The sequence below is a fragment of the Cupriavidus sp. FW216-B1 genome, assembly GCF_058789195.1.
On record NZ_JBYTEL010000001.1, the window covers coordinates 895,315 to 915,749 of the forward strand.

General features: G+C 70.8%; 16 protein-coding genes. 11 read left to right on the forward strand and 5 right to left on the reverse strand.

Features of this window, described 5'->3' with window-relative positions:
- Positions 1 to 121: 121 nt before the first annotated feature.
- Complete coding sequence (locus AC3WXD_RS03840; RefSeq protein ID WP_492323075.1) at positions 122 to 1,822, reverse strand: thiamine pyrophosphate-binding protein; 1,701 nt, start codon at positions 1,820 to 1,822, stop codon at positions 122 to 124.
- Positions 1,823 to 2,191: 369 nt separating this feature from the next.
- Between AC3WXD_RS03840 and AC3WXD_RS03845 the strand changes: the two genes are divergently transcribed.
- From AC3WXD_RS03845 to AC3WXD_RS03875, 7 genes are all read left to right on the forward strand, one after another.
- Positions 2,192 to 3,259 carry a Bug family tripartite tricarboxylate transporter substrate binding protein gene (locus AC3WXD_RS03845; protein WP_492323076.1) on the forward strand — a complete coding sequence of 356 codons (1,068 nt, stop codon included), beginning with the start codon at positions 2,192 to 2,194 and terminating at the stop codon, positions 3,257 to 3,259.
- A gap of 180 nt (positions 3,260 to 3,439) precedes the next feature.
- Positions 3,440 to 4,534: a malate/lactate/ureidoglycolate dehydrogenase gene (locus tag AC3WXD_RS03850; protein ID WP_059411615.1), complete on the forward strand. Its 1,095-nt coding sequence runs from the start codon at positions 3,440 to 3,442 to the stop codon at positions 4,532 to 4,534.
- A gap of 35 nt (positions 4,535 to 4,569) precedes the next feature.
- Positions 4,570 to 4,938, forward strand: a complete 369-nt coding sequence (locus AC3WXD_RS03855) for a 5-carboxymethyl-2-hydroxymuconate Delta-isomerase (RefSeq protein ID WP_059411614.1) — start codon at positions 4,570 to 4,572, stop codon at positions 4,936 to 4,938.
- Positions 4,939 to 5,071: 133 nt separating this feature from the next.
- Positions 5,072 to 6,622 (forward strand): UxaA family hydrolase, encoded by a 1,551-nt coding sequence (locus AC3WXD_RS03860; RefSeq protein ID WP_492323077.1) that lies wholly within the window; start codon positions 5,072 to 5,074, stop codon positions 6,620 to 6,622.
- 79 nt (positions 6,623 to 6,701) lie between these two features.
- Positions 6,702 to 7,505, forward strand: coding sequence for a 2-dehydro-3-deoxyglucarate aldolase (garL, locus tag AC3WXD_RS03865; RefSeq protein WP_492323078.1), 804 nt, complete (start codon positions 6,702 to 6,704; stop codon positions 7,503 to 7,505).
- A gap of 65 nt (positions 7,506 to 7,570) precedes the next feature.
- On the forward strand, positions 7,571 to 8,473 hold the full coding sequence (locus AC3WXD_RS03870; RefSeq protein WP_492323079.1) for a 2-hydroxy-3-oxopropionate reductase: 903 nt from the start codon (positions 7,571 to 7,573) through the stop codon (positions 8,471 to 8,473).
- Between the two features lie 13 nt (positions 8,474 to 8,486).
- A complete protein-coding gene (locus AC3WXD_RS03875) occupies positions 8,487 to 9,428 on the forward strand; it encodes a LysR family transcriptional regulator (protein WP_492323080.1) in 942 nt (313 codons plus the stop codon).
- 152 nt (positions 9,429 to 9,580) lie between these two features.
- Here the strand turns inward: AC3WXD_RS03875 and AC3WXD_RS03880 are convergent, their stop codons facing one another.
- The 3 genes from AC3WXD_RS03880 to AC3WXD_RS03890 form a co-directional block, all read right to left on the reverse strand.
- Entirely contained in the window at positions 9,581 to 10,966 is a 1,386-nt protein-coding gene (locus AC3WXD_RS03880) for an FAD-binding oxidoreductase (RefSeq protein WP_492323081.1), read from the reverse strand.
- Positions 10,967 to 11,280: 314 nt separating this feature from the next.
- The gene (gene garD / locus AC3WXD_RS03885; protein WP_492323082.1) at positions 11,281 to 12,891 is read right to left on the reverse strand and encodes a galactarate dehydratase; all 1,611 of its coding nucleotides are present in this window, start codon (positions 12,889 to 12,891) and stop codon (positions 11,281 to 11,283) included.
- A gap of 52 nt (positions 12,892 to 12,943) precedes the next feature.
- Positions 12,944 to 14,305 (reverse strand): MFS transporter, encoded by a 1,362-nt coding sequence (locus AC3WXD_RS03890; protein ID WP_020205740.1) that lies wholly within the window; start codon positions 14,303 to 14,305, stop codon positions 12,944 to 12,946.
- Between the two features lie 504 nt (positions 14,306 to 14,809).
- On the opposite strand from AC3WXD_RS03890, the gene kdgD reads away from it, so the two are divergent.
- Positions 14,810 to 15,724 carry a 5-dehydro-4-deoxyglucarate dehydratase gene (kdgD, locus tag AC3WXD_RS03895; protein WP_059411608.1) on the forward strand — a complete coding sequence of 305 codons (915 nt, stop codon included), beginning with the start codon at positions 14,810 to 14,812 and terminating at the stop codon, positions 15,722 to 15,724.
- Here kdgD and AC3WXD_RS03900 read toward each other — a convergent pair.
- Positions 15,702 to 16,775, reverse strand: coding sequence for a LysR family transcriptional regulator (locus AC3WXD_RS03900; protein ID WP_059411607.1), 1,074 nt, complete (start codon positions 16,773 to 16,775; stop codon positions 15,702 to 15,704). The two genes, kdgD and AC3WXD_RS03900, sit on opposite strands and share 23 nt — an antisense overlap.
- A gap of 100 nt (positions 16,776 to 16,875) precedes the next feature.
- Between AC3WXD_RS03900 and AC3WXD_RS03905 the strand changes: the two genes are divergently transcribed.
- Genes AC3WXD_RS03905 through AC3WXD_RS03915 form a run of 3 tightly spaced genes read left to right on the forward strand, consistent with a single transcriptional unit; the run spans position 16,876 to position 20,134 of the window.
- Positions 16,876 to 18,108, forward strand: coding sequence for a CaiB/BaiF CoA transferase family protein (locus AC3WXD_RS03905; protein ID WP_492323083.1), 1,233 nt, complete (start codon positions 16,876 to 16,878; stop codon positions 18,106 to 18,108).
- Complete coding sequence (locus AC3WXD_RS03910) at positions 18,108 to 19,154, forward strand: NADPH:quinone oxidoreductase family protein (RefSeq protein WP_492323352.1); 1,047 nt, start codon at positions 18,108 to 18,110, stop codon at positions 19,152 to 19,154. Before AC3WXD_RS03905 ends, AC3WXD_RS03910 begins: the two co-directional genes overlap by 1 nt.
- Positions 19,115 to 20,134 carry a tripartite tricarboxylate transporter substrate binding protein gene (locus AC3WXD_RS03915; protein ID WP_492323084.1) on the forward strand — a complete coding sequence of 340 codons (1,020 nt, stop codon included), beginning with the start codon at positions 19,115 to 19,117 and terminating at the stop codon, positions 20,132 to 20,134. The genes AC3WXD_RS03910 and AC3WXD_RS03915 overlap by 40 nt, the downstream gene beginning before the upstream one ends.
- Positions 20,135 to 20,435: the final 301 nt, after the last annotated feature.

The following is a 20,435-nucleotide window of genomic DNA, read 5'->3' on the forward strand; positions in this document are numbered from 1 at the left end:
GGCGTGCCGTATGCGGCACGCCGTATATCAGGTGCCGGCGGCTGTCCGGCGTCATGGGTCGGGCCGGTCTTGTGTTCCTTGTCTTCCCTGTCTTCCCATGCCCGCCGGACACGCGCCGCCGTCAGCCGGCGATGCGCATGGCCGGGGTGATCTGGCGCGGATCGGTGGTCAGCTCCAGCACGGCGGGCTTGCCCGCCGCCAGCGCGCGCTCGAAGGCGCCGGCGAAGTCCTCGGTGCGCGTCACGCGCTCGGCCCAGGCGCCGCACGACTGCGCCATCGCCACGAAGTCCGGGCTGGGGATGTCGGTGCCGCTGACGCGGCCCGGGTAGCGCTTTTCCTGGTGCATGCGGATGGTGCCGTACATGCCGTTGTTGACCACCACCACCACGAGGTTGGCGCCGTAGGCGGCGGCGGTGGCGATCTCCTGCGGGTACATCAGGAAGCAGCCGTCGCCGGCGAAGCACACCACCGTGCGCTGCGGGTCGCGCAGCTTGGCGGCGATGGCCGCCGGCAGGCCGTAGCCCATCGCGCCGCAGGTGGGCGCCAGTTCGGTGCGCGGCTGGCGGTAGGCGTAGTAGCGGTGCAACCAGACCGTGTAGTTGCCGGCGCCGTTGCTCAGCACGGCGTCGGCCGGCAGGGTCTGGTTGAGGTGATCGACCACCGCGGTCATGTCCACGCCGCTGAGTTCGGCGTGCGGCTTGCCCGGCGTGACGAAGGCGATGTGCGCGGCGCGCGCGGCGCCGGTCCAGTCGCCCCAGGCCACGCTGGCCGGGGCCGGCAGCGCGGCCAGCATGGCCGCACCAGTCTCGGTGCCGGCCTCGATGGCGAGTTCGGGCTGGTAGACGCGGCCCAGCTCGGCGCTGTCGGCGTGCACGTGGATCAGGCGCTGGCGCGGCGTGGGCGCCTCCAGCAGCGTGTAGCCGTCGGTGGCGATGTCGCCCAGGCGCGTGCCGAAGGCGAGGATCACGTCGGCGGTGCGCACGCGCTCGGCCAGCGCCGGGCTCACGCCCAGGCTCAGGTGGCCCACGTAGTGCGGGTCGCGGTTGTCGAGCACGTCCTGGCGGCGGAACGCGCATGCCACCGGCAGGTCCCAGCGCCGCACGAAGGTGGCGAAGTCCGCCGCCGCGCGCGGGCTCCAGTTCGCGCCGCCGGCGATCACCAGCGGCCGCTGCGCGCCGGCCAGCAGCGCGGCCAGCGCCTCGGCGTCGGCCGCGCGCGGGGCCGCCGCCACGGGCTGGTAGCGGGGGCTGTCGGCAACCTCGCACAGGCCGTCGAGCACGTCCTCCGGCAGCGCGATCACCACCGGGCCGGGCCGGCCCGAGGTGGCGCAGCGGAACGCGCGCGCCACCAGTTCCGGGATGCGCGCGGGGTCGTCGATCTCCACCACCCACTTGGCGATGGAGCCGAACATGGCGCCGTAGTCCACTTCCTGGAACGCCTCGCGGCCCTTGTGGCCGCGCGCGATCTGGCCGACGAACAGCAGCATCGGGGTGGAGTCCTGCGCGGCGATGTGCACGCCGATGCTGGCGTGGGTGGCGCCCGGCCCGCGCGTGACGAAGCAGATGCCCGGGCGGCCGGTGAGCTTGCCGTCGGCCTCGGCCATGTTGGCCGCGGCGCCTTCGTGCTTGCACACGATCAGGTCGATGGCGGGCTGGTCGTGCAGGGCGTCGAGCACGTCGAGGAAGCTTTCGCCGGGCACGCAGAAGATGCGCTCGGCGCCGTGGATGCGCAGCGCGTCGACCAGCACGCGGCCGCCCGTGCGGGCGGCCGGCGCGGCGGAAACGGAATGGGTGGACGCGGTGGCGGCAGGAGTCTGGGTCATGTCGGTCTTCGGATGATGCACTGCGGTCAGGTCTGCGCCGGCGGCTGGTGGCGCGATTCGTATGGCGAGTCACAGCGCGATTCACAGCACGATCACGGCGCGATTGTTGCGGCGCGGGACGCGAGCGGCGGCGGCGGATCGGCGGCAAGGCCGGGCAATGTGGTGATTGTTATGGCCGCCCCCCTTGCGCGCCCGGCATATGGTGCATTTCTGCTATGCGTAAAACGCAAGGCTGTGCCGTGCCGGTCGCGTGTAGATTGTGACCAAGGCGATCCCGCCCTGCCCCACCTTGCCGCTTGCCAGATGATAGCGGCCCGCGCGGGGCGGCGGAAAGAAGGATGGCCGCACAACAAGCCAGGAGACCAGCATATGCCTACCCACCGCCGGCCGCAGCGGCCCGCCCGCGTCCAGTTTCCCCAACATTTCCGTGCGGCACCGCTGTCGGCGCCACGCCGCGCCCTGCGCACCCTGGCCGCCGCCGGCGCGCTGGCCCTGCTGGCCAGCGGGCCGGCCGCCCATGCGCAGGACGCCTGGCCGACCAAGCCCGTCAACTACGTGGTGCCGTTCGCCGCGGGCGGCACCACCGACGTGCTGGGCCGCCTGATCGGCCTGCGCCTGTCGCAGATGATCGGCCAGCCGGTGGTGGTGGAAAACCGCGCCGGCGCGGGCGGCAACATCGGCTCGGACTACGTGGCCAAGGCGGCGCCGGACGGCTATACGCTGGTCGGCGGCACCATCAGCTCGCATTCCATCAACGTCAGCCTGTACCCGAAGATGCCCTACGACCCGGTCAGGGACTTCAAGCCGGTGGCGCTGATCGGCACCCTGCCCAACCTGCTGGTGGTCAACGCCGGCAGCCCGTGGAAGAGCGTGCAGGACGTGATCGCTGCCGCCCGCGCCAAGCCGGGCACGGTGTCGTTCGGCTCGGCCGGCAACGGCACCTCGCAGCACCTGGCCGGCGAGCTGTTCGCCAGCATGGCCGGCGTCAAGCTGCTGCACGTGCCGTACAAGGGCAGCAACCCGGCGGTGCAGGCGCTGCTGGGCAGCCAGGTCGACGTGCTGTTCGAGAACAGCGTGGCGGCCATGCCAATGATCCAGGCCGGCAAGCTGCGCGCGCTGGCCACCACGGCGGCCACGCGCGCGCGCGAGCTGCCGGACGTGCCGACCGTGGCCGAGGCCGGCGGGCCGAAGCTGGCCGGCTACGAGATCGTCTCGTGGCAGGCGGTGTTCGCCCCGGCCGGCACGCCGCAGCCCATCGTCAACCGGCTCGGCGCCGACATCGGCAAGATCGTGCAGGAGCCGGACATGCGCGCGCGCTTCGCCACGCTCGGCATCGAGCCGTCCGGCGCGGGCCCGGCCGAGCTGGGCGCGTTCCAGAAGCGCGAGGTGGCCAAGTGGGCGCAGCTGATCAAGAGCGCCAATATCCGGCCGGAATGACGCGGATGCATGGCCGGCGCCCATTGCCGGGTACCCAAGCGGGGCCCGGCGGCTTATGATGGTGGCCGCCGCCGGCCCTGCTGCCGTTTTCTTGCGCCGGTTCTTTCGCCATCTTCTGCCGCCATTTTCTGCCGCCTGTCTCGTCCGCCCCCTCCTTCCGCTATCCCGCTACCCGATCCCATGAGTGAACACCGCATCCCGACCGCCGCCCTGCATCAGTGGGTATCCGACCTCTGGCTCGCCGCCGGCTCCGACGCGCGCGAAGCCCGCCTGACCGCCGACCACCTGGTCGGCGCCAACCTGTCCGGGCACGATTCGCACGGCGTGGGCATGATCCCGAAGTACGTGCTGTCCTGGCTGGGCGAGCAGCTCCAGCTCAACCAGCACGTGAGCGTGGTGCACGAGTCCGGCGGCATCCTGAGCCTGGACGGCAACCGCGGCATGGGCCAGGCGGTCACCGAGGAGGCCATGAACCTGGCCATCGGCCGCGCGCGCGAGCATGGCGTGTGCGTGCTGGGGCTGCGCCGCTCGCACCACCTCGGCCGCGTGGGCCACTGGGCCGAGCAGGCCGCCGCCGCCGGCATGATCTCGATCCACTTCGTCAACGTGCTGTCCCGGCAGATCGTGGCGCCGCACGGCGGCTACGAGGCGCGCTACGGCACCAACCCGTTCACCATCGGCGTGCCGGTGGCCGGCGCCGCGCCGCTGGTGATGGACTTCGCCACCAGCGCGATCGCGCTGGGCAAGGTGCGCGTGGCCAACAACAAGGGCGTGCCGGTGCCGCCGGGCTGCCTGCTGGACGCCGACGGCCATCCCACCGACGACCCCGCCGTGATGTTCCCGCCCGCGGGCCAGCCGCATGGCGCGCTGCGCTCGTTCGGCGAGCACAAGGGCTACGTGCTGGCGATGATGTGCGAGCTGCTGGGCGCGGCCGTGACCGGCGGCCACACCATCCGCCCGGAGACGCTGACCCACGAGCACGCGGTCTGGAACAACATGCTGGCCATCGTGTTCGACCCGGCGCGCCTGGGCAGCAGCACCACCTTCGGCCACGAGGTGCAGTCCTTCGTCGACTGGGTGCGCTCGTCGAAGCTGCAGCCCGGCACCGAGGCCATCCTGCTGCCCGGCGAGCCCGAGCGCGCCTGGCGCCGCGCGCGCGCCGAGCACATTCCGGTGGACAGCGGCACGCTGGCCCAGCTCGACGACGCCGCGGCGCGCGTGCAGGCCGCGCGCGGCAAGTCGCCCGGCCCGCTGTCGCCGCTGGCGGTGGACTGAACCGCCCCCTTCGGCAACCCGTCATCGGAACCACCATGCCCCATCTCATCATCGAACTCACCGAAAACACCCGGCTGGCCTGCTCGCAGGAAGAGCTGATGGACCAGGCCAACGCCGCGCTGCTGGCCTCCGGCCAGTTCAACGAGCCGGACATCAAGTCGCGCTGCGTGACGCTGACCGCCTACCGCCAGGGCACCGAGGCGCGCGAGCGCGCCTTCGTGCATGCCACGCTGCGCATCCTCGACGGGCGCGAGCTGGCCGTGCGGCAGGCGCTCGGCAAGGCCGTGTGCGAGGCGATCGCCGAGCAGGTGCGCCCCGGCCAGGCCGGCGAAAGCGTGCAGGTCAGCGTGGATGTGGTGGAGATGGAGCGCGCCAGCTTCGCCAAGCAGGTCGTCGGCGCATAGCCGCGCCCGGCAGGAACGCAGCACCGATGGCCTCCGCGCCGCGCCGCCGCCGTGCCTTCCGGGCACGCGCGGCGCGGCCGCCACGAGAGGCCACGCAGAAAGACAATCAGTGAAGATGCCCACAGGAGACAGCGTGACCACCACCAGCCCCGCCACCGCGCCCGCCGCGCCGGTCATCCGCCTGCACGCGCAGGACAACGTGCTGATCGCCCGCACCGAACTCAGCATCGGCACGCCGGTGCCCGGCGAGACCTTCACCATCCGCAGCCAGGTGCCGGCCGGCTACAAGATCGCCGCGCGCCCGATCCACAAGGGCGAGCCGATCCTGAAGTACAACACCACCATCGGCTTCGCCGGCGCCGACATCGCGCCGGGCGCGCTGGTGTCCGGCCACAACATCGAGTTCCGCGAGTTCGACCGCGACTACGCCCATGCGCGCGACTTCGTGCCGGTGGCGCTGCTGCCCGAGGCCGAGCAGGCCAGCTTCGACGGCATCGTGCGCGACGACGGCCGCGTGGCCACGCGCAACTTCATCGGCGTGGTGGCCACCGTCAACTGCTCGGCCACCGTGGTGCACAAGATCGCCGAGTGGTTCACGCCCGAGCGGCTGGCGGACTTCCCCAACGTGGACGGCGTGGTGGCCTTCGCCCACAGCACCGGTTGCGGCATGGAGATGAGCGGCGAGCCGATGGCGATGCTGCAGCGCACGCTGGCCGGCTACATGCGCCACCCCAACCTGGCCGCGGTGCTGGTGATCGGGCTGGGCTGCGAGCGCAACCAGGTCAATGCCCTGCTCAAGGCCGAAGGGCTGGAGACCGGCCCGCGCCTGCACGCGTTCACCATGCAGGACACCGGCGGCACGCGCCGGACCATCGAAGCCGGCGTGGCCGCGGTGCAGGCGCTGCTGCCGGACGCCAACCGCGCCGCGCGCCGGCCGGTTTCGGCCAGCCACCTGAGCATCGGCCTGCAATGCGGCGGCTCGGACGGCTTTTCCTCGATCACCGCCAACCCGGCGCTCGGCGCCGCGATGGACATCCTGGTGCGCCACGGCGGCACCGCCATCCTGTCGGAGACGCCCGAGATCTACGGCGTGGAGCACACGCTGACGCGCCGCGCGGCCAGCCGCGAGGTGGGCGAGAAGCTGGTCGAGCGCATTCGCTGGTGGAAGGACGTCTACGCCGCCGGGCGCGACGTGCAGATCAACGGCCGCGTCAGCCCCGGCAACCAGGCCGGCGGGCTGGCCAATATCTTCGAGAAGTCGCTGGGCTCGTCGATGAAGGGCGGCACCGGCCCGCTGATGGACGTGTACCGCTATGCCGAGCCGATCACGCGCAAGGGCTTCGTCTTCATGGATTCGCCGGGCTTCGACCCGGTCTCCGCCACCGGCCAGATCGCCAGCGGCGCCAACCTGATCTGCTTCACCACAGGGCGCGGCTCCATGTTCGGCGCCAAGCCGGTGCCGTCGCTCAAGCTCGCCACCAATTCGCCGATGTACCGGCGGCTGGAGGAAGACATGGACATCAACTGCGGCGAGATCCTCGACGGCACCGCCACCATCCAGGAAATGGGCGAGCGCATTTTCGCGCAGATCCTGGCCACCGCCTCGGGCCAGCGCAGCAAGAGCGAGCTGCTGGGCCTGGGCGACCATGAATTCGCGCCGTGGCAGATCGGCATCACGGGCTGACGCCCGCTTGCGCCCGTTTGCGCCCGACTCCCTCCGACTCCGCCCGTACCCGACAAACTGCGCCAGGACACACCGCCTCATGCCTTCGTTGCCGACCCCGTTGCCGAACTCGCTGCTGCCCTCGCCGCTGCCCAACCGCTTCCGCGCCGACATCCTCGCGCGCCGCCGCCTGATCGGCTGCTGGTGCTCGCTGGGCAACGCCACCACCACCGAGATCCTCGGCCTGGCCGGCTTCGACTGGCTGCTGCTCGACGGCGAGCATTCGCCCAACGACGTGCTGACCTTCATCCCGCAGCTGCAGGCGCTGCAAGGCAGCGTGAGCGCGCCGGTGGTGCGCCCGCCGGTCAACGACCCGGTGCTGATGAAGCGCCTGCTCGACATCGGCTTCTACAATTTCCTGATCCCGTTCGTGGAAAGCGCCGAGCAGGCCGGCCGCGCGGTCAGCGCCACGCGCTACCCGCCGGCCGGCGTGCGCGGCGTGTCGATGTCCCAGCGCAGCAACCGCTACGGCACGGTGCCCGACTACTTCAGCGAGATCAACGACAATATCTGCGTGCTGGTGCAGATCGAAAGCCAGAAAGGCGTGGATGCCGTGGACGAGATCTGCGCGGTGGACGGCGTGGACGGCATCTTCATCGGCCCGTCCGACCTGGCCGCCGCGTGCGGGCACATCGGCAACCCCAACCACCCGGACGTACAGGCGCAGGTGGCGCGCATCTTCGCGGCCGCCAATCGCGCCGGCAAGGCCGTGGGCACGCTCACGCCGGTGGAGGCCGACGCGCGCCGCTACCTCGACATGGGCGCGGCCTTCGTCGCGGTGGGCGTGGACCAGGGCATCTTCCGCAACGCGACGCAGGCGCTGCGCGACCGCTTCGCCGGCTGAAGCATCCTGACGACCTGAGGCTGCATGGCGTGGCGCCAGGCAGCGCACATGAAGAGAGGACAGACATGAGCAAGATCGGATTCATCGGCCTGGGCGTGATGGGCACGCCGATGGCGCAGCACCTCGCGGCCGGCGGCCACGCGCTCTACGTGCACTCGCGCAGCGGCGCGCCCCAGGCCCTGCTCGACGCCGGCGCGCAGGCGTGCGCCGACGCCGCCGAGGTGGCGCGCCAGAGCGAGGTCGTTTTCCTGATGCTGCCCGACACGCCGGACGTGGAAAAGGTGCTGTTCGGCGACAACGGCGTGGCGCAGGGGCTTTCCAAGGGCAAGACCGTGGTCGACATGAGCTCGATCTCGCCGATCGAGACGCGCGTGTTCGCCGGCAGGATCGAGGCGCTCGGCTGCGACTACGTGGACGGCCCGGTGTCCGGCGGCGAGGTCGGCGCCAAGGCCGCCACGCTGTCGATCATGGCCGGCGGCAGGCAGGAGGCGTTCGACCGCGTGCTGCCGCTGCTCAAGCTGATGGGCAAGAACATCACGCTGGTGGGCGGCGTGGGCGACGGCCAGGTGGCCAAGGTGGCCAACCAGGTCATCGTCGCGCTGACCATCGAGGCCGTGGGCGAGGCGCTGGTGCTGGCCGCCAAGGCCGGCGCCGACCCGGCGCGCGTGCGCGAGGCACTGATGGGCGGCTTTGCCAGCTCGCGCATCCTGGAAGTGCACGGCGAGCGCATGATCAAGCGCACCTTCGACCCGGGCTTTCGCATCGAGCTGCACCAGAAGGACCTGAACCTGGCACTGTCCACCGCGCACAAGCTCGGCGTGAGCCTGCCCAACACCGCCTCGTGCCAGCAGCTGTTCAACGTGTGCGGCGCGCTCGGCGGCGCGCGCTGGGACCACTCCGGCCTGGTGCGCGCGCTCGAGCACATGGCCGGCCACGCCATCGGCGACAAGCCGGCGGCCAAGGGCTGATGGCGGCGGTGCGATGACGGCAGGCACGCTGAACTCGGAAGACCTGGCCTGCTTCGTCTGCGTGGCCAACACGCAGAGCATCTCGCGCGCCGCGCTCGAGATGGGTGCCGACCAGTCCACCGTGAGCCGCCAGATCGCGCGGCTGGAATCGGCGCTGGACACGCGCCTGTTCCACCGCAGCGGGCGCGGCGTGGTGCTGACCGAGGCCGGCCAGACGCTGATCGTCTACGCGCGCCAGGTCGCCGCCACGCTGGCGGAGGCGCGCGAGGCCATCCGCGCGTCGTCGGCGCAAGGGCCGGCGCAACTGGTGATCGCCGCGCAGCCGACCATCGCCAACACCGCGTTCGCCAGCATCGGCACCGCGCTCAAGCAGCGCTTTCCCGCCACCAAGGTACGCTTCGTCGAAGGGCTAGCCAGCCCGGTGCTGGCGTGGCTCGCGGCCGGCGAGATCGACGTCGCCCTGCTCTACCTGCCCGAGCAGCAAGGCGCGCTGAAGGTGGACATCCTGCTCGAGGAAGACCTGACCCTGGTCACGCCGACCTCGTGGAGCCATCTCGGCCCGACCTTTGCCGTGCGCCGGCTCGCCGAAGTGCCGCTGATCCTGCCCAGCACCGGCCACGGCCTGCGCGTGCTGGCCGAGTCGCTGGCCGCGCGCAGCGGCACCGCGCTGCAGCTTGCGCTGGAATGCGATGCCTCCAACACCGTGGCGATGCGCCTGGTGGAAGACGGCTGCGGCGCCACGCTGCTGCCGTTCGCCGCGGTCGCCGACCGCGTGGCGCAGGGCCGGCTGCACTCGGCCCGGCTGGTGGATCCGGTGGTCACGCGCCAGGTGGCGCTGGCGACCGCGCGCAACCGCCCGCCGGTGCCCGAACTGTGGGACATCATGCAGACGGTGCGGCAGTCGGTGCGCAATATCGTGATGTCCGGCGCGTGGCCGGGGGCGCGGCTGATCTGAGCCGGGCCGGGCATGGCGGGAGGAGGCGTGCCCCCTTGTGCCATTCCTGCCGGCGGCATGACTGGTATCCGGTGGACAATCCTGGGTGCCGATCGCGCCTTTTTTCTCGCGGCGGCTCCCCGCCCGCGCCGCCGCTTCATCGCCCCCTGGATTCAGGCCGGCTTGATGTTCTGGTTGTGCCGGAACAGGTTGCCCGGGTCGTAGCGCCGCTTCAGTTCCGCCAGCCGCGCGTAATTCGGCCCGTAGGCCGCGCCCACGCGGTCGCCCTCGTCCTGCGTGAGGAAATTGACGTACACCGTGCCCAGCGCATAGGGCGCGGCCGCCGTGAAGACCTCGCGCGCCCAGGCGACGCAGGCGGCGTCGCTGGCCGCGTCGTCCCAGCGGCCGTGCACGTTCATGATGAAGTTGGCGTCGCGGTTGGCGTAGGCGGTGGCGTCCGGCGCCACGCGGTTGGTCTGCCCGCCCATCGCGCCGATGAAGATCTCGGTCTGCGGCGACGGCAGCCGGGTGAGGCACGCCGTCAGCACCTCGATCAGGCCGTCGTCGAGCCCGGCGAAGTTGTGCGACTTCCAGTAGTTGCGCGCGCCCGGCACCAGCATGGGATCGAATGCCTGCTGCCACGAGGCGAAGCGCATCGGGCCCAGGTGCTCGCCATAGGGCGTGCCGAGGTTGCGCAGCGGCGCGGCGAGCTGCGGGCCGTTTTCCACCGGGCCGATGTAGCAGACCGCGAGCGCCACGACGGGCTTGCCGTGCACCTCGGCCGGCAGGAACGGCAGCGGCGGCGCCTGCCGCAGCACCGCCCACACGGTGAGCTCGTCGGGCATGCCGGGAAAGCGGTCGCGCAGGCCCTGCAGCACCGTGCCCGCCTGCTCCAGCGGATAGACGATCAGCCCGCCGTAGATCTCGGGGCCGACCGGATGCAGGGCGAACTCGAACATCGTCACCACGCCGAAATTGCCGCCGCCGCCGCGGATGGCCCAGAACAGGTCGGCGTGCTCGCCCGCGCTGGCGCGCAGCAGCTTGCCGTCGGCCGTGACCACGTGCGCGCCGGTGAGGTTGTCGACCGAGGCGCCGAACTTGCGGCTGATCCAGCCGAAGCCGCCGCCGAGCGTGAGCCCGGCCACGCCGGTGGTGGAGTTGATGCCGAGCGGCGTGGCGAGGCCGAAGGCCTGCGCCTCGTGGTCGAACTCCGCCAGCGTGGCGCCGGGCTCGACGTGGGCGCGCCGCGCCACCGGGTCGATGCGGACCGACTTCATGCCGGACAGATCCAGCGTGATACCGCCGTCGCATACCGCGTGGCCGCCGATGTTGTGGCCGCCCGAGCGCACCGACAGCAGCATGTTCCGGTCGCGCGCGAACGCCACCGTGGCCATGACGTCGGCCGCGCCGGCGGCCTTGACGATCAGCGCGGGGCGCCGGTCGATCATCGCGTTCCAGATCGTGCGGGCCTCATCGTAGCCCGCTTCGCCGGGCAGCAGCGCCTTGCCGCGCAGCCTTGCCCTCAATTCTTCCACCAGTTCACCGGACAGGTCAGCCATGATGCACCTCGCGACGTGAGTCCCCGGTTCGGTAGCTGGCCACGCGGCCGGCAAACGCGCGCACGGCATGCCCCCGCCGAAGCGTCATGTCGGCGGGAAAAGCGGCATGGCGAAGCGAACGGAGCAACGCGGTGGCAGCAGGCCGGGCGCCTGCCGTGGCGGCGCCCTTTGCCTTGTGCGGCTGGTTTGTGCGGTGTGTTGTCGCCGCGGTGGGGAACGGATCCTTCCCCAATTTAAGGTTGGCGCCGCGCCAATGTAAAGGCGTCCGGGACGCGTGTCCCGGACGCCGGCGGAAACCGGCCGCGCGGCGGGACTCAGGTCACGGGCGCCGGGTTGAACAGGGCCAGCGCATTGTGCAGCTTGTGATGCTCGGCCCAGGTCTTCCTGCGTCCGCTCGCCACGTCCAGCATCAGGAGGAAGAGCTCCCAGCCCACGTCCTCGATGGTGGCCTCGCCGGTGGCGATGCGCCCGGCGTTGACGTCCATCAGGTCGTGCCAGCGGCGCGCGAGGTCGCTGCGCGTGGCGACCTTGATGACCGGCACCTCGGCCAGCCCGTAGGGCGTGCCGCGGCCGGTGGTGAACACGTGCAGGTTCATGCCGGCGGCAAGCTGCAGCGTGCCGCAGATGAAGTCGCTGGCCGGGGTGGCGGCGTAGATCAGGCCCTTCTGCGTGAGCTTCTCGCCCGGCGACAGCACGCCGGTGATGGCGCTGGTGCCGGACTTGACGATCGAGCCCATCGCCTTTTCCACGATATTGGACAGGCCGCCCTTCTTGTTGCCGGGCGTGGTGTTGGCGCTGCGGTCCACGCGTCCCTTTTCCAGGTAGCGGTCGTACCAGTCCATCTCGCGGATCATGGCCTGCGCCACCGCGGGCGTGGCCGCGCGCGCGGTGAGCTGGTCGATGCCGTCGCGCACTTCGGTGACTTCGGAGAACATCACCGTGGCGCCGGCGCGCACCAGCAGGTCGGTGGCGAACCCGACCGCCGGGTTGGCCGTCACGCCCGAGAAAGCATCGCTGCCGCCGCACTGCACGCCCACCACCAGCTCGGAAGCCGGGCAGGTCTCGCGGCGGCGCTGGTCCAGCCTGGCCAGGTGCGTGTGCGCCATCGCCATGATGGAATCGATCATGCTCTCGAAGCCGACGTGCGCGTCGTCCTGCAGGCACACCACGCCGACGTCGAGGCTGCCGGCGCCGGCCTGCGCGGGCATGGTGCCGGCCGGCATCAGGCGCTCGGGCTGGAGCTTCTCGCAGCCCAGGCTCACCATCATCGCGGTGCCGCCGAAATTGGGGTTGAGCGCGATGTTGCGCAGCGTGCGGATCGGCACGATGGCGTCCGGCGCGTCGATGGCGACGCCGCAGCCATAGGTGTGCTCCAGGCCGATCACGTCGTCCACGTTGGGATACTGCGGCAGCAGCTCGGCCTTGATGCGGCGCACCGCGTGCTCCACCACGCCCGACACGCACTGCACGGTGGTGGTGATGGCGAGGATGTTGCGCGTGCCGACCGAGCCGTCCGGGTTGCGGAAGCCCTCGAAGGTGTAGCCCTCCAGCGGCGGCAGCGGCGCCGCGGCGCGCGTGCCGACCGGCAGGTCGTGCAGCTCGGGCGCGACCGGCATCTCGATCACGCGCTCGTTGACCCAGCTGCCGCGCGGCAGGTCCTTGAGCGCGTAGCCGATCACCACGTTGTAGCGCACCACCGCGTCGCCGGCCTTGAGGTCGGCCAGCGCCACCTTGTGGCCCTGCGGCACGCGCTCGCGCAGCGTCAGCCCGTCCGCGAACACCGCGCCTTCGGGCAGCCCGCCGTCATTGGCGACGATGGCCACGTTGTCCTGCTCGTGGATGCGGATGTACAGCGGGACGCCCTGCGCCTGCGCGCCCGCCGTCGCGCCGCCCGGTTGTTCAATCTTGATATCGATCACCGACATGACCTTCCTTGTTCCTTGCCAGATACGTGCCCAGATGCGTGCCGCGCGCCGCTCAGGGATGCCTGAGCTCGACGCGCCCGATTTCCTTGACGATCACCAGATAGCTGATCACCGTCACCAGCGCGTTGGCGCCGACGAAGACCAGCGCGCCGTTGAACGAGCCGGTGGCGCCAAGGATATAACCGATCACGATCGGCGTGACGATGCCGGCAATATTGCCGAACATATTAAAAATACTGCCGGCCAGCCCGATCACTTCCTTCGGCGCGGTATCGGCCACCACGGCCCAGCCCAGCGCGCCGATGCCCTTGCCGAAGAAGGCCAGCGCCATGAAGCCCACCACCAGCCATTCGCTGTCCACGTAGTTGCAGGCCACCATGCTGACCGACAGCAGCATGCCGGCGACGATCGGCACCTTGCGCGCCATCGTGAGCGAATGGCCGCGGCGCAGCAGTGTGTCCGAGATCACGCCGCCCAGCACGCCGCCGAGAAAACCGCAGATCGCCGGCAGCGAAGCCACGAAGCCGGCCTTGAGGATGGACATGCCGCGCGCCTGCACGAGGTACACCGGGAACCACGTCAGGAAGAAATACGTAAGCACGTTGATGCAGTACTGGCCCAGGTACACGCCCAGCAGCATGCGGTTGGAGAGCAGTTGCTTCACATAGAACCAGCGCGCGCCGGCGGGCTCCTTGCCGGCGCGGGCCTTGCCGCCGTCGCCGCTCATCTCGATCAGGCCGCCGCCCTGCCGGATGTGCTCCAGCTCGGCGCGGTTCACCGCCGGATGCGTGGCCGGGCTGCGCACCACCTTGAGCCACAGGCCCGCCAGCACCATGCCGAACGCGCCCATCCACATATAGACGTGATGCCAGCCGAGCGCATGCGTGAGCCACGCCATCAGCGGCGTGAACAGCACCGCGGCGAAGTACTGCGCGGAATTGAAGATGGCCGAGGCGGTGCCGCGCTCGGCCGTGGGGAACCAGCTTGCCACGACCTTGGCGTTGGCCGGGAACGCCGGCGACTCCGCCAGCCCGACGGCGAAGCGCAGCACGAACAGCGTGGTCACGGCCGCGCCGACCGTGGCGAACACGCCGATAAAACCCTGCAGCAGCGTGAACAGCGACCACAGGAAGATGCTGCACGCATAGATGCGGCGCGCGCCGAAGCGGTCGAGCAGCCAGCCGCCCGGGATCTGCGCCATCACGTAGGCCCAGCTGAAGGCGGAGAAGATGAAGCCCATCTGCACGGCGTCGAAGCCGAACTCCTGGCGCATGGCCGGGCCGGTGATGGAGAGCGTGGCGCGGTCGGCGTAGTTGACCGTCGTCACCACGAAGATCATCAGCAGGATCCAGTAGCGGACGTTGCTGCGGCGGGTGGCCTCGCCGGCCACGGTGAGGGTGTTGCTGGGATTCATGGGGTCTCCGGCAGGCCGGCCGCGCGCGTGGAGGCCCCCTTCCAACCGGTGCCGGCCACATCGAGACTGCCGCCGGCCTCGTGATATGTCATCGTATGACTGGAATTATAAGCACCTGGTTTCGAATGCGAAGCTAAGTGTTTACCCGATGTCGGGCTGCAGGACCGATTGGTCGCCGGGCGGCTTTGCCGATGGGACATGGCGTGCGGGAGAAGGCGTCCGAAGCGCTACCGCACCTGTCTTTCAGCGAGCTTTCAGGCATCCGGCGGGTATTCGGCGGACATTCGACGCGGAGCGGCGCATCGAAGCCGGTCCCCTGCCCGACCGGCCAGCGCTGCCGCTTTCCGCCATCGCGACCTTCCGCAATCGCCTCTGTGACAAATCCGCTTGCATAAACCCGGTCACAGTTGTACGATGACATATCTCAAGAACGAGTGCTCCCCACGGGAAGCACGGAGCCAACTGACCTAAACCTTGCCCTTGCGGCGCTCAGGACCAGCCATCATGACCACACCACAAGAACTCAAGCAGATCATCTCGGAAGGCCTGCTCTCCTTCCCCGTGACCGACTTCGACGCGCAAGGCGACTTCCGTCCCGACACCTACGTGGAGCGCCTCGAATGGCTGGCGCCCTACGGCGCCACCGCGCTGTTCGCCGCCGGCGGCACCGGCGAGTTCTTCTCGCTGACGCCGGACGACTATGCCAACGTGATCCGCACCGCCGTGGAAACCTGCGCCGGCAAGGTGCCCATCCTGGCCGGCGCCGGCGGCCCGACCCGCATGGCCATCGCCTACGCCAGGGAAGCGCAGCGCCTGGGCGCCAAGGGCATCCTGCTGCTGCCGCACTACCTGACTGAAGCCAGCCAGGAAGGTATCGCCAACCATATCGAGGAGGTGTGCAAGTCGGTCAACATCGGCGTGATCGTCTACAACCGCGCCAACTCCCGCATCAACGCGGAGATGCTGGAACGGCTGGCCGACCGCTGCCCCAACCTGATCGGCTTCAAGGACGGCGTGGGCGAGATCGAGCCGATGGTGCGCATCCGCCGCAAGCTGGGCGACCGCCTGTCGTACCTGGGCGGCCTGCCGACCGCGGAAGTCTATGCCGCGGCCTACAAGGCGCTGGGCGTGCCGGTGTATTCGTCGGCCGTGTTCAACTTCATCCCGAAGACGGCGATGGACTTCTACCGCGCCATCGCCGCCGACGACCACGCCACCACCAATCGCCTGCTCGACGAGTTCTTCCTGCCCTACCTGGACATCCGCAACCGCCGCGCCGGTTATGCCGTGAGCATCGTCAAGGCCGGCGCCAGGCTGGTCGGCCATGACGCGGGCCCAGTGCGCGCGCCGCTGACCGACCTGACCGAGCAGGAATGCGAGCAGCTCGACGCGCTGATCAAGAAGATGGGTCCGCAGTAAGCGGGCCGGCCGGCGGGCCGCCTCCGGGCCGCCGGCTGTCTTGCGCGGAGCCCGTCCCGGCTCCGCTCGCCGCCGCCGTTCCTTCCGCATCCTTTGCTTCCTCCGTCTCCTCCTCCCCCCTGCCGGCCCAGTTCCCCGCCTCGCGCTCCAGCCGCGCCCGCATGAAATCCATCAGCGTGCGCGTGGCCAGCGTGGGAAAGCGGTTGGGCGCGGTCAGCATGTAGATGCTGTCGCCCACGCCTTCGGGCTCGTATTCCGGCAGCACCGCCACCAGTTCGCCGCGCGCGATCTGGCGCCACACCGCATAGCGCGGCAGCAGCGCCACGCCGAGGCCGCCCGTCACCGTCTCGACCAGGAACGGGTAGTCGCCCGACTGGATGCGCGGCGCCACGCGCAGCATCAGCTGCGTGCCGGCCATCTTGAGCTTGAGATCGAAGCGCCGCCCCAGCGAAGCCGGGGAGATCAGGTCGCAGCCCGCCAGCGCCTCGGCGCTCGCCGGCGCGCCGTGCCGCGCCAGGAAGTCCGGCGCCGCGCACAGGGTCCAGCCCACCGCGCAGATGCGGCGGGCCACGTGGTCGTCCGGCGGCTGGGAGGTGATCTTGAGCGCCACGTCCACCTCGGCGGACACGAGATCGCCGATGTAGTCGTTGATCAGCACCCGCAATGAGATGGCCGGATACTGCCGCGCGAACTCCAGCAGCACCTGCGCCAGGTAGAGATGGCCGAGGCCGGTCGGCAGGCGGATGCGCACGTCGCCGCGCACGGTCTGGCCGAGGCTGTCGATCGAGGTGCCGGCGGCCTGCAGCTCGTCCAGCATGCGCACGCCGTGGGCGTAAAGCAGGCGGCCCGCCTCGGTCAGCTCCACGTGGCGCGTGGTCCGCCGCATCAGTTGCGCGCCCATATGCTGCTCGAGCGCCTTGAGGCGGCGCGAGACGTTGGAGCGGGTCATGCCACCGCGCTCGGCGGCGGCCGTGAGCGTCTTCGATTCGACCAGCGTGACGAACAGGCGGATCAGGTTGAGATCGAGATGTCCGAGGGTATTGTCAATCATGGATCAACACGGTTGGCACAGTCAGGCGGATTGTTACCGCGGGAGATGCGCCGTAGCATAAGCCATCCCCAGCCACCTGACGATTCCGCGTTCGATACCGATGGCCCAGACCCAGCCCCCGCACCCCACTCATCCTTCCGCTTCGCCTGCCGACCTGCCCTTCGCCGGGCTGCGCGTGCTCGACATCAGCCAGGGCATCGCCGGGCCGTACTGCGCGCATATCCTGTGGCAGCAAGGCGCCGAGGTGGTCAAGGTCGACCCGCCCGCGGGCGACTGGGGCCGGCACGTGGGCGTGGTGCGCGGCGAGCACAGCGCGCTGTCGGTGGCCTACAACGGCGGCAAGCGCAGCGTCTGCGTCGACGCGGCCACCGATGCCGGCAAGACCCTGCTGTTCGACCTCGCGCTGCGGGCCGACGTGGTGGTGCAGAACTTCCGCCCGCAGGTGGCCGAGCGTCTCGGCGTGGGCTACGCCGCGCTGGCCGCGCGCAACCCGGCGCTGGTCTATGTGTCCATCAGCGGCTACGGCGCCGACGGCCCCTATGCCGACCATCCCGCCTCGGACTCGGTCATGCAGGCCGACAGCGGATTGATGTTCGCCAACCGCCTCGCCGACGGCACGCCGCGCCGCATCGGCATGCTGCTGGCGGACGCGGCCACCGGCCTGTACGCGGCGCAGGCGTGCGCCGCCGCGCTGTGCCGGCGCTTCCGCACGGCGAGCACCGGCGCCCACGTGGAATTGAGCCTGTTCGACGCCTGCTGCGCCTTGCAGGCCAACAACATTCTCGAATACGCCATCCAGGGCACGGCCGCGGCCGGCCCGGTCAGCGCGCCCAACGGCGTGTTCCCGACCCGCGACGGCAGCATCACGCTGCTGGCCCTCAACAATGCGCAGTTCGGCCGGCTCTGCCAGGCGCTCGGCCAGCCCGGCTGGGCCGCGGACCCGCGCTTTGCCGACAACGCCAGCCGCATGGCCCATGCCGGCTGGCTGCGCGACGCGGTCACCGATTGCCTGGCGCGCGAGCGCACCGCGCACTGGCTCGATGTGTTCCAGGCGCACGACGTGCTCCACGCGCCGGTGCGCGACCACCGGCAGGTGCTGGACCATCCGCAGGCCGCGCAGCAAGGCACCTTCCAGCAGATCGAGCAGCCGGGACTGGGCACGCTGCCGTTCGCCGGCATTCCCGCCCGCGGCCTGCGCCGCCCCACGGGCGCCGCGCCCCGCATCGGCGAGCACACCGAGGCCGTGCTGCGCGAATGGGGTGTCTCCCAGGACGATCTCGACCGCTGGCTGGCGGCCGGCGTGGTGCGGCAGGCGGCGGGAGCCGCGGCATGATGCGCGCCCTGCTGTGCGACCGGTTCGGCCCGGCCGAGGACGTGCGCGTGGCGGACATCCCCGCCCCCGCGGCGCTCGACCCGCATGCGGTGGTGATCGCCGTCGAATACGCCAGCGTCAGCCACGCCACCGGCCTGATGGTGGCCGGACGCTACCAGACCAGGCCGTCGCTGCCCTTCGTGCCCGGCACCGAGGCGGTGGGCCGCGTGGTCGCCCGCGGCAGCGCGGTCACGCGCCTGCGCCCCGACGACCGCGTGGTGGCCATCGCCGACTGGGGCTGTTTCGCCGAGCAGGTCTGCCTGCCCGAGTACACGGTCTACCCCATACCGGATGCGGTCGACACCCTGCGCGCGCTGCCGGTCCCGCTGTCCTACGGCACCGCCTACTGCGGGCTGGTGTGGCGCTGCGCGGTGCAGCCCGGCGAGACCGTGCTGGTGCTGGGCGCCGGCGCCGGGGTCGGACTGGCGGCGGTGGAGATCGCGCGCGAACTCGGCGCGCAGGTCATTGCCTGCGCCAGCACCGAAGCCAAGCGCGAGGAGGCGCTGCGGCGCGGCGCGGCGCACGCGCTGGCCCCCGAAGACCTCGCCGCCGCCGTCAAGCGCGTGACCGGCGGGCGCGGCGCCGACGTGGTGGTGGACCCGGTGGGCGGCGACCTGTTCGACCAGTCGCTGCGCGCGGCCGCCGCCAACGCCAGGCTGCTCAGCGTGGGCTTTGCCAGCGGGCGCATCCCGCAGGCGCCGCTGAACCTGCTGCTGGTCAAGAACCTGACGCTGCACGGCTTCTTCGTCGGCCGCTATATCGGCTGGACGCCCGCCAACGAGCGCGCGCAGCACGCGCCCGCGCTGCAGGCCGTGATGCAGACGCTGCTGGCGTGGGCCAGCGCGGGAAAAATTCGGCCGACCGTGTCGAAGGTGTACCCGATGACCGGGCTGGCCGAGGCGCTGCACGCGCTCGAAGCCCGCCAGGTGGTCGGCAAAGTCGCGATAAAAATCCAGGAGACAGAACCATGCACCACCACGCCGGCCGCAGGGCCGCAACCGGGCTAGCGCTGCGCGCCGCCACCCTCGCCACCGTCGCCATCGCCATCGCCTGCGCCTTGGGCGCGGGGGCCGCGCGCGCCGCCGACGACTACCCGCAGCACCCGATCCGCCTGGTGCTGCCCTATCCGCCGGGCGGCCCCACCGACCTGCTGGCGCGCGTGGTCGCCGTGCGCATGGGCGACACGCTCGGGCAGACCGTGGTGGTGGACAACCGGCCCGGCGCCAGCGGCATGATCGGCGCCGAGAACGTGGCCAAGTCCGCGGCCGACGGCTACACGCTGCTCGCCAACGCCTCGCTGCACGTGATCAACCCGAGCATCTACCCCAAGATGCGCTATGACGCGTTCCGCGATTTCGTGCCCATCACGCAACTCGCGGACGTGCCGCTGGTGCTGGTGGTCAACAACGAGTCGCCGGTCAAGACCGTGCGCGACCTGATCGCCCTGGCCAAGGCGCGCAACGGCAGCCTCAACTTCGGCTCGGCCGGCAACGCCTCGGCCCAGCAGCTTGCCGGGGAATCGTTCAAGATCGCCGCCAGCGTGTCGATGCAGCACGTGCCGTACAAGGGCAGCTCGCCCGCGCTGACCGACCTGATGGGCGGCCAGATCCAGCTCATGTTCGACTCGATGCCCTCGGCCATGCCGTTCATCAAGGCCGGCAAGCTGCGCGCGGTGGCCGTGACCACGCTCAAGCGCGCCCGCGCGCTGCCGGACGTGCCGACCGTGGCCGAATCCGGCCTGCCCGGCTTCAACATCAGCACGTGGTACGGCCTGTGGGCGCCGCGCGGCACGCCCGGCCCGGTGGTCGAAAAGCTCGCGGCCAACGCCGCGCAGGCCCTGCGCCAGCCCGACGTGCAGCGCCAGTACGCCGAGATGGGCGCCGAGCCGGTCGGCTCGTCGCCGGCCGAGTTCGCGCGCTACACACAGGCCGAAGGCAACAAATGGGCCGAGATCGTGCGCAAGTCGGGCGCCAAGGCGGACCAGTAGAACCCCGCGCAGGCATGTCGATCCCGTAACCGGCGTTCGCGCATGCCGCGGGTGCGGGCGCCCGGGCGTCCCCGCCCGCACACTTCGCGCCGCACCGCCCGCCGCGCCGCATGCGCGCCGCGGCACCGCGCCGCCCCCGGTTTGATCCAGCGCAATGGCCATGCGACATGGCGCCAGAGATGGCGCCGTGGCACATATAGTTCTTGAGCACCGCTAGCGGACACGGCCGGGCTGCCGCAATGGCCCTGTCCCGATGGCCGCCGGCGGCGCCCCGATAGCCATATCCGCGTGCTGGAGACAA

Coding starts and splice junctions, on each gene's coding strand:
- AC3WXD_RS03870 (WP_492323079.1), top strand. CDS start 7,571: ATGAGCAAGATCGGATTCATCGGCCTGGGCGTGATGGGCACGCCGATG.
- AC3WXD_RS03915 (WP_492323084.1), top strand. CDS start 19,115: ATGCACCACCACGCCGGCCGCAGGGCCGCAACCGGGCTAGCGCTGCGC.
- AC3WXD_RS03850 (WP_059411615.1), top strand. CDS start 3,440: ATGAGTGAACACCGCATCCCGACCGCCGCCCTGCATCAGTGGGTATCC.
- AC3WXD_RS03900 (WP_059411607.1), bottom strand. CDS start 16,775: ATGATTGACAATACCCTCGGACATCTCGATCTCAACCTGATCCGCCTG.
- AC3WXD_RS03845 (WP_492323076.1), top strand. CDS start 2,192: ATGCCTACCCACCGCCGGCCGCAGCGGCCCGCCCGCGTCCAGTTTCCC.
- AC3WXD_RS03890 (WP_020205740.1), bottom strand. CDS start 14,305: ATGAATCCCAGCAACACCCTCACCGTGGCCGGCGAGGCCACCCGCCGC.
- AC3WXD_RS03855 (WP_059411614.1), top strand. CDS start 4,570: ATGCCCCATCTCATCATCGAACTCACCGAAAACACCCGGCTGGCCTGC.
- AC3WXD_RS03905 (WP_492323083.1), top strand. CDS start 16,876: ATGGCCCAGACCCAGCCCCCGCACCCCACTCATCCTTCCGCTTCGCCT.
- AC3WXD_RS03840 (WP_492323075.1), bottom strand. CDS start 1,822: ATGACCCAGACTCCTGCCGCCACCGCGTCCACCCATTCCGTTTCCGCC.
- AC3WXD_RS03880 (WP_492323081.1), bottom strand. CDS start 10,966: ATGGCTGACCTGTCCGGTGAACTGGTGGAAGAATTGAGGGCAAGGCTG.
- AC3WXD_RS03875 (WP_492323080.1), top strand. CDS start 8,487: ATGACGGCAGGCACGCTGAACTCGGAAGACCTGGCCTGCTTCGTCTGC.
- garL (WP_492323078.1), top strand. CDS start 6,702: ATGCCTTCGTTGCCGACCCCGTTGCCGAACTCGCTGCTGCCCTCGCCG.
- kdgD (WP_059411608.1), top strand. CDS start 14,810: ATGACCACACCACAAGAACTCAAGCAGATCATCTCGGAAGGCCTGCTC.
- garD (WP_492323082.1), bottom strand. CDS start 12,891: ATGTCGGTGATCGATATCAAGATTGAACAACCGGGCGGCGCGACGGCG.
- AC3WXD_RS03910 (WP_492323352.1), top strand. CDS start 18,108: ATGCGCGCCCTGCTGTGCGACCGGTTCGGCCCGGCCGAGGACGTGCGC.